General features: G+C 46.6%; 7 protein-coding genes and 1 pseudogene. 3 read left to right on the forward strand and 5 right to left on the reverse strand.

All coding sequences use genetic code 11. The features are described from left to right. Positions 1–268: 268 nt before the first annotated feature. Entirely contained in the window at positions 269–469 is a 201-nt protein-coding gene (locus RIE73_RS21845) for a hypothetical protein (protein ID WP_446403192.1), read from the forward strand. A gap of 464 nt (positions 470–933) precedes the next feature. On the opposite strand, the gene RIE73_RS21850 is transcribed toward RIE73_RS21845, so the two are convergent. Then, positions 934–2,262, reverse strand: coding sequence for an ATP-binding protein (locus tag RIE73_RS21850; RefSeq protein ID WP_446403193.1), 1,329 nt, complete (start codon positions 2,260–2,262; stop codon positions 934–936). After that, on the reverse strand, positions 2,234–2,578 hold the full coding sequence (locus tag RIE73_RS21855; RefSeq protein ID WP_446403194.1) for a hypothetical protein: 345 nt from the start codon (positions 2,576–2,578) through the stop codon (positions 2,234–2,236). The genes RIE73_RS21850 and RIE73_RS21855 overlap by 29 nt, the downstream gene beginning before the upstream one ends. A gap of 395 nt (positions 2,579–2,973) precedes the next feature. Between RIE73_RS21855 and RIE73_RS21860 the strand changes: the two genes are divergently transcribed. Next, a complete protein-coding gene (locus tag RIE73_RS21860) occupies positions 2,974–3,993 on the forward strand; it encodes a hypothetical protein (protein ID WP_446403195.1) in 1,020 nt (339 codons plus the stop codon). A 493-nt stretch (positions 3,994–4,486) separates the two neighbouring features. Further along, a pseudogene (locus tag RIE73_RS21865) lies at positions 4,487–4,633 on the forward strand (Uma2 family endonuclease); the annotation flags it as partial. A gap of 5 nt (positions 4,634–4,638) precedes the next feature. On the opposite strand, the gene RIE73_RS21870 reads toward RIE73_RS21865, so the two are convergent. The 3 genes from RIE73_RS21870 to RIE73_RS21880 form a co-directional block, all read right to left on the reverse strand. Then, the gene (locus tag RIE73_RS21870; RefSeq protein ID WP_446403196.1) at positions 4,639–5,268 is read right to left on the reverse strand and encodes a restriction endonuclease subunit R; all 630 of its coding nucleotides are present in this window, start codon (positions 5,266–5,268) and stop codon (positions 4,639–4,641) included. Between the two features lie 82 nt (positions 5,269–5,350). After that, positions 5,351–7,966, reverse strand: a complete 2,616-nt coding sequence (locus RIE73_RS21875) for a chloride channel protein (RefSeq protein WP_446403197.1) — start codon at positions 7,964–7,966, stop codon at positions 5,351–5,353. Positions 7,967–7,990: 24 nt separating this feature from the next. After that, positions 7,991–8,131 (reverse strand): hypothetical protein, encoded by a 141-nt coding sequence (locus RIE73_RS21880; protein ID WP_446403198.1) that lies wholly within the window; start codon positions 8,129–8,131, stop codon positions 7,991–7,993. Positions 8,132–8,417 lie beyond the last annotated feature (286 nt).

The following is an 8,417-nucleotide window of genomic DNA, read 5'->3' on the forward strand; positions in this document are numbered from 1 at the left end:
ACAGGGAAACCAATAACATTCATGCAAAACCCGCCCTGCATCACCCATCAGATTCGATTAATCTGTACGGGCGGGTTTAGGGACAAAATTGACAGGGAAACCAATAACATTCATGCAAAACCCGCCCTGCGTCACCCATAAGATTCGATTAATCTGTAGGGGCGGGTTTAGGGACAAAGTTGACAGGGAAACCAATAACGTTTATACAAAACCCGCCCTGCATCACCGAAAACATTCGATTAATGGATGCGATCGCGCCAGGGATTAGATGAGATTGCGTCATCTGGTGGTGGGGATTAGGGCGGGTTTTGTTGTTTTGTTTACGGTGTGTATCATTATTGTATTCCTAAACCCGCCCCTACATGATTGGGAAAATGGGGATGCGATCGCGTGGAATATTAGGCGGGATTTTTTTATCGGGTGGTGGGGAGAGGGCGGGTGCAAGTTGTTTGGTTTGCGGTGTGTGTGATGATTGAATCCCTAAACCCGCCCCTACAGGATTGGGGTGATTGGCGTGCGATCGCGTGGAATATTAGGCGGGATTTTTTTATCGGGTGGTGGGGAGAGGGCGGGTGCAAGTTGTTTGGTTTGCGGTGTGTGTGATGATTGAATCCCTAAACCCGCCCCTACAGGATTGGGAAAATGGGGATGCGATCGCGCCGGGGATTAGATGAGATTGCGTCATCTGGTGGTGGGGATTAGGGCGGGTGCAAGTTGTATTGTTTACGGTGTGTGTGATGATTGTATTCCTAAACCCGCCCCTACAGGATTGGGGTGATTGGCGTGCGATCGCGTGGAAAATTAGGATAGATTTCCTTATCTGGCGGTGGGGATAGGGCGGGTTTCGCTGTTTTATTTGCGGTGTTTATCCTAATTGAATCCCTAAACCCGCCCCTACAATTACTGTTAACCAGGATTACAGCAACAGCCATTTTAGGTGTTTTCTCTCAACCAATCTTGAAACTTCTGCGTCTCTTCTAGCGCCGGATTAATGGAAAACCAATTCCCATAGCGATCGCGGTATTCATAGACGAACATACTACGGAGTAGAGTGGTGTATTCCACGTCTCCTTTGACTGTCTGTTGTTGTACCACCTGAAACAACAACTCCCACTCCTCATCATCAATGGATGAGGTGAGGTAATCCCGACTTTCACGAATTACGCCTTCTAGACAATCCCGCGAGATTGGGGGGTCCATTTGTCGCAAACAGCCAAATAGAAGTCCCAGTAAATTTCGCAGATGACCACCGCTGATTTGACAGAGACGATCTAAGGTTTCAGTATTATCAAAGACTTCGGGAAGTAAGGCTAATCGTTGGGCTGGGGTATGGTGGGGAAATGCTCTCACTAAGACCATTTGCCGCAACAAATTCATCCCTTCCTGACATTCTGATCCATCCCGTTCGCGCACAGGAACCATGGGTAAAATAGTCGGCGGTAATCCACCTCCTAACCGATTTTTCAGAATTTCTACATCATTGGAAAACGTTAACGATAGAGGAAGGGTATAAACAACGTGACAATTCAGTTTCCGTAATTGGTCACCTCGGTCAATAAATAAGTATTCAGGTTGTAAGCGTTCTGAGGGAAGTGGACGATTATCTACCCGATCCAAATTATCGACAATCACCACCAGCCCCGCCTTTCCCCGTCGCCGCAGTTCCGTGGTTGCCCGTCCTAATAGTTCGGTATTAATTGATTCTAAAATACCACTGGTACGGGGTTCTAGATATTCCCGTAAGCGGCGGCGGAGTTTGGGACTTTCTTTGGTTTTAGCGGTAATTTTACCAATGCCAATCGAGAGTTCGGCTTCGGCATTGAGTTCAATCGGCGTTTGCAGGAAGTCGGCAATTTCACTAAATAGATTGGCAAAATAACCCGGCTTGAGTTTAATTTTAATCGCTTCTAAACTTTCACTGACCCGACCCGCTACACTGAGGAGAATATCCGTAATATCGACATCCGCCATATCCAAGTCTTGGGAGGACTCAAAGTAAACTACATAGTAGCCCTGCTTTTCTAACTCCGCCTTGAGTCGCAGCAATTCGGTGGACTTCCCGCAGCCAATATGACCTGTAAACAGTTGGCAAGTGGGTTCATCGGGGGAAATTAAGGCAATGGTGCGTCGCAGTGACTGAATAATTCGATTCCCTCTCACTGGGGAAAAATCAATATAATACTGCTGATCTTCAACTTCCCCTACGGTTAGGGGCTTGCTTGGATTGCACGCTTTATAAAATCTCGGTAGATCTAGTCCCATAAGTCCTCATCGTCCTGATTCTATTGTCGTTGAAAGACACGGCATCTCGCCACGCGATCGCACTTGTCGCATTATCCTGGTTATCCTCGTCGTCACAATAACCCGCCCACCGACAGGTTTTGGGTTTTTCTTTCCTAGCAGCCAGGAAAAATCGGGGAGACTCTTGCCTATCGAGTGTAACCTGAGACGTTCTCGGGCGAGAGCTGGAAAATACGAACGCTTGATTTGCTATGCTTCCAGAATGCGCTAAACTGTGACCTGCCTCAAGCAGTAAAATCGGGAACAGGAGGCTGACACTCAATAGTCGTTTATTCATTTTTTCCTACAAATTGCTAGATCGATGTGAGGATTGCGATTACTCTTCCATCCGTTTTCTCTTCACTATTCTGGACGCCTGACCCGAAATCAGGATACTATAGGTGTCTTGTTGTCAAGAAATTATCAGGATTGGGGGCAGGTGACGTTGGTTAAGAAATGTAACGACACTGGCGATCGCACATATAGCACTACGAGGTACGGAAAGGACATCAGTTAGTCCAGGAAGGAACAGGGAACAGGGAACAGGGAACAGGGAACAGTAAAGAATGTCCTAACCTGTCTTAGTACCGCTATATAATTGAACACCACATCCTGAGTCATAAACAAGGAGTGAACTCCAGGTTTGCTTTGGGTTAAACCATCTCCCAATAATCACGAGTTAAAATAGGAACCATGAAAAATTCTTTAGCAGGGGTTATGGGTACGCCACGTCGAACGTTCGGCAAATTTACTCCCGTTCTTCTCAGTGTCGCGCTGTGTTGGACAACAGTGGCTTGTCAGGATTCAACTAACTATTCTCAGTCTGTAGGACAGCAGAACACTAACACTGTATCGTCTCAGACTCGACTCACAGATGGGAAGTATCCTCTCCAGCAAGTGACCTACAATGACGCCAATGGGCAGTATACCTTATTTTTAATGAATTCCACTCCCCCGGTGTACAGTACCACGAACCCGCAAATGATCCCCCTGACGCCAGAGGAACTCAACGCCGGGGAACAAAGTTATCTACAAATGCAGAATAACCAAGCAGTTTTGCATTTGAGTCCAGAGTTTCAGATTGAATATATCCACGCCGTTACCGAACCCGCCGGGAACAATGAAATGGTAATTGTGCGGGAGGAATCAACCTATTGGCAACCCTTTGAGAGTGACGGGGAGATTGAGATTGAACTGGACTTTTATTCTCCTCGCTATTATATTCCACCCCCCTATCAATCCGGTCAAGTGCTGCATAGTGGTTATCATGCCTCAAGTTATGACCAAGCGGTTGCAAAATACAAAAGCAGCCACGACACACCACCACCTGCGGTACGGAACAATCAGTTACGCACATCGGGAGTCTTGCGGAAGTCAACCACGAGTCAAACCACAACGCCGAGAACCTCACCCGCATCCACGAATTCATCCAGTACAACTCCATCAACACCAACGGATAAATCGAGAACGCCTCAAGCTTCACCGGGAACAACAAATCCAGCCACAACCACTCAATCTGCACCAACATCGACAGGTTCCTCAACAAGTTCCTCCCCGTCTTCATCAGGTAGCAGAACCACGGGTTCGGGTTATGGAAGTAGTAATTTAAGGCAGTCTAGCCAATCGAAACCGAAGCCAAGTTCATCCCGAAATCGTTCCTCTGGTTTTGGCAGTAGTAACAGTCGGTCTTCTGGATCGAAGAAGAAACGTTGAATAATGTTATTGGAGAAGTTACATCTACACAAGTATGGCGGTTCTCCATTACTAATGGCACAGGACAATGTAGGGGCGTGGCACACCTTATTTTATGAATTAGAATTACGATCCGAAACCGTAGGGGCGCACAGACGTGCGCCCTATTCGATGGTGAAATCTATTCCACTGTTTTAGCTGTGTCACGCCAGTAGGGGTACCATCCTTGCGCCCTGATATATATAATTAAGGACTCATTTAATTTAACGATATAGGTTCCAATTATGGATAATGATTTAGTTCTTTTTCTGGCAGGTGTTAGCTGTCTCATCCTCTATTTAGTCTTCTCAGCGCTAACGGAGATGGGGACAAAGCTTCCCTGGAAAAAATAATCAGAATCCTGGCGATTCAAATCGCTGCTACACTTGCCTTGCGTCCGCAAGGTAGGGACTGGATTATAAAGTCAACATCGTTTGATCAATGGTAAGCTAATACTAGGAGTTATCCTTTGCGTATAAATCATCAGACAACAGCCACTCAACCCTTAAGTTTAGAGGAGTTTCAAAAACTCCCAGAAACTCAACCACCATCAGAATTTATCAATGGAGAAATTATTCAAAAAAATACACCGCAGGGTCAACATAGTCTGATTCAGATTGAATAAGGTTAACTACTAATTACAATTTGACTTAAGCGCTTCAAAATTTTGAGAACGCTGTACAAATCTCCAGGGTTGCGAGTCGCTAACAAGTTTGATGTCGCGTATTTGGGATAGTTTTCCTGAACACATTTGACAAATATGAATGTTCCTCCACTGGTAATCATGCCATAGCTAGGTTTTTCTGGATTGGGATTTCCTAGCATATACGCCAACATTTGGGCAAGTCCGGCTTCAATGGAATAGGAAGCTCGTTTCGACTCGATAACCATGACCCAAAGCTGGTTTTTTAAGACTAATGTATCAATTCTTCCCCTGATAATTACGCCATCATCTTCCTCGACAATATCAATGGATTGTTCGGATTTAACGTAAAAGGGAGCCAGATAAAAATCACCAATGAAGAGAATAGGGTCTAAGACATCCATTCTCACCACATCCTCTAGTAAGGGTGGATAGTTAAGCAGATTGAGATAACCCGCTTTTACTTTGTCTAATTGTTGTTTGTCGGAATCAGATAGATCGGGTAAATCTTCCTGCCACTCTGGAAAGAATTGGTTGTCTTCAACCCGTTGGAGTCTATAGTTTTCGATGAGATAGCGTAAATCTATATCTTGGGCTTGAATAATTTGTACCATAACGAGTTGGTGAAATTTATTTTTTGTTTCCCGTTCTATAATACCCGTCGATGGAATCTAATCTTTTAAGTAGGTGGACAGATTATGTCACGCTGCGAACTAAAATAACGGTACTCTTCACCCGCCGCGCGATCGCTTCGGGTATATTCTCCTGAATCATTAGCTGTAATAGCCCTTCCCGACTTGCGCCTAAAACCACGACATCGCATAATTGGTTATTGGCGATATAAACCACCGCATCAGAAACCTCACTGGCACGAATGGGAATCCGGCGAATCCGACCCTCGATTTGTTTCTTTAAAAAGTCGCTAGCTTCTTCTATGGCGGTTGTATCCGTAATCGTATCTTCTGGATCAAAGACTTGGCATAATCGAATATCAGGTGGCTTACTACTTAAGGGAATTAACGCTGGCAAAAATTCCAAAGCGCGTTGCGAATTGGGACCCCCTGCGATGGGAATCAACCAACGCTGAAAGAAGGGAGGAACATAAGGCGGATGCATCATTTCACCCAATTTAACCACCATCACATCACAGGGCGCTTGTCGAATCACCCCATCCACTACCCCGCCAAAAATGCGTCCAGGGGTTGAGGTTAAGCCTTTCCACCCCATCATGATCAAATTAATATGTCGCTCTTTGATGGTGTCTAAAATCGCTTGCGTAATATCCTGACTCACCCGTATTTGAGTGTGAACGGGTACATGCCAATCTCGTCCCCACTTTTCCGCCTGACGTAATAAGCGACGACTTTTTGTGGTTTTTACTGGCGTTTCTGCCGGAGACGTGCTGCGGGAGACGAGAATCACCTGTAAACATTCCAATTCATAGTCGCGATCGCGAGCAATGGCGGCGGCGAGTTTGACTAATATTGGGGCGGTTTGGGGATTGGCGATGGGAACTAATAACCGTCCTCGTCCCGTTTCTGGCGATCGGGTTTGATAAACCACATAAGAGGGTTCTAATTGGGAGCGAGGCTGAGTCGTTGTCCGATCAAGCTGATCCAATTCTGCTCGGATAATATCGCTGCGAGTAATGATGCCTAATAACTTCCGCCCTTCCGTGACGGGAAGACGACTGAGGTGGTAACGGTTGAGCAAATACAGGACATCAACTAAACTCGCCGTTGGTTTTACCGTGATTGGCTGCGATGTCATAATCTCGGCGATAGGTGTGGTTCCGGGAAACGGACAACGGGGCGGATTACCTTGTATTTTTGTCGCTTGTCTGAGATCCGATTGACTAATAATCCCTACTAGCGTCCCCCCATTGACCACGGGAAAGCCTTGGTGTGTCGAACGAGACACCATCTGTAAGGCGTCATCCAGGGTCATTCCCAGAGATAAGGTTTCTACCTGCCGTTGCATCAAATCTTCTGCCGTTAACCCCGTCAATGAATCCTTATCTGCCTTTGGATTAGAGGGTACATACCCCCTCCATTCCAACAAACGCTGATAAAGCGAACCTTTGGAGAGTTGATCCGCGATTAGATAAGAGACCACACAGGTGATCATTAACGGTAAAACTAGATTAAAATCCGCCGTAATCTCGAAGATGATCACGATCGCGGTTATCGGAACCTTAGATACGGCACTAAAAAACGCGCCCATTCCGGCTAAGGCGTAAGTCGTCGGTTCTCCAACCCCTAGAAACGACAACTTGGTGACGCCGATCAGATAACCGAGAGCAGAACCCAAAACCAATGACGGGTGAAATAACCCCCCAGGAGCGCCCGAACCATAAGATAAGATTGCGAGAAAAAAGTAGGTCACTAGAGCAAGGCTAGTGAACTGCCAACTGGCGTCCCCAGTAATTAATAACTCCCGTAAGCCGCTATTATTGCGGAACGCTGGGGGTAATAGAGAAACTAAACACCCACAGATTAATCCCGCTAGCCCCATTTTTACCGCCAAGGAGACATGAAAGCGGCGCTGTAGCGTCAGTGAAAATAGAATCCCGCGATTAAATAAGGTTGCCAGTAATCCAGCTAAAACACCCAGTAGTAAATAATAGGGAATTTCTGGGGCGGAAAAACTGGTCGTGGTTTCACCCAGTTCCAGATTCAGGTCAAGACTACGCCCCCCTAAAATCCGAGAAATCACCGCACCGATAAACGAAGCCAGAATCGCCGTTCCCAGAGTTAACCCAGAAAAATCATGAAGTAACTCCTCAACCACAAACAAAATACCCGCAATTGGCGTATTAAACCCCGCCGCCAAACCCGCCGCCGAACCTGCTGCAATAATCTGTCGTCGATGGCTAGGAGATGTGGGAAACCAACGGCTAAACTGAGCCGCTAACGCCGCACCAATATGCACCGTCGGTCCTTGGCGTCCCAGGGTCAGTCCTCCGGCGATCGCGAAAATACTGCTCAGGAGTTTAACCACCGCCACCCGCAAATCAAGAGCGATGGGATACCCTCCAAGGGCGGCTTTAATTTGGGGAATACCACTCCCCGTAACATCGGGAGCCAAATACTCAACCAAGAATCCAGACAGCGCTCCCAATACCAATCCGAACGCGGGTAACACTAAAAATGGTGGATATTGTTCAGAAGTTTGAACCCGCCATGAACCGAGCCAACCAATACTGTGTTGGAGTAACACGGCGGATAGCGCAGAAACCACCCCAATTAAACAAGCTTCTGCGATCGCCAAACGTCGCTTGGGCAGTAACCATTGACGTATGGGATTGATCATTCGTCATTTGTCTTATGTCATTTGTTAGGGAACAGGGAACAGGGAACAGGGAACAGGGAACAGGGAACAGGCAATAGGCAATAGGCAATAGGCAATGGGCAATAGGCAATAGGCAATAGGCAATAGGCAATGGGCAATGGGCAATAGGCAATAGGCAATAGGCAATGGGTAATAGGCAATGGGTAATAGGCAATGGGCAATAGGGAACAGGGTAAGGTAGAGTTTTGAGTTAACTCACAACTTCCCCATCTTCCCCATCTTCCCCATCTTCCTCATCTTCCTCATCTCCCCCTGCTCCCCCTCACCCCATCCTCATAAGGGTAGGTTTTTTAAGATTGGGGTTGAGGTAAGACAAGGAAGACAGGTAGACCAGTAGACAAGGAAGAGTGAGAACGAAAAATAGGGCGTTTCGGCTTTTAGAAGTTAGCTTGACCGAACAAGATTCTGTACG

It is taken from the genome of Coleofasciculus sp. C1-SOL-03 (assembly GCF_040220555.1).
Taxonomy (GTDB): domain Bacteria; phylum Cyanobacteriota; class Cyanobacteriia; order Cyanobacteriales; family Coleofasciculaceae; genus Coleofasciculus.

Excerpts from the sequence above, each read along its gene's own strand:
- RIE73_RS21845 (WP_446403192.1), top strand. The coding sequence starts at position 269 with ATGAGATTGCGTCATCTGGTGGTGGGGATTAGGGCGGGTTTTGTTGTT.
- RIE73_RS21850 (WP_446403193.1), bottom strand. The coding sequence starts at position 2,262 with ATGGGACTAGATCTACCGAGATTTTATAAAGCGTGCAATCCAAGCAAG.
- RIE73_RS21855 (WP_446403194.1), bottom strand. The coding sequence starts at position 2,578 with ATGAATAAACGACTATTGAGTGTCAGCCTCCTGTTCCCGATTTTACTG.
- RIE73_RS21860 (WP_446403195.1), top strand. The coding sequence starts at position 2,974 with ATGAAAAATTCTTTAGCAGGGGTTATGGGTACGCCACGTCGAACGTTC.
- RIE73_RS21870 (WP_446403196.1), bottom strand. The coding sequence starts at position 5,268 with ATGGTACAAATTATTCAAGCCCAAGATATAGATTTACGCTATCTCATC.
- RIE73_RS21875 (WP_446403197.1), bottom strand. The coding sequence starts at position 7,966 with ATGATCAATCCCATACGTCAATGGTTACTGCCCAAGCGACGTTTGGCG.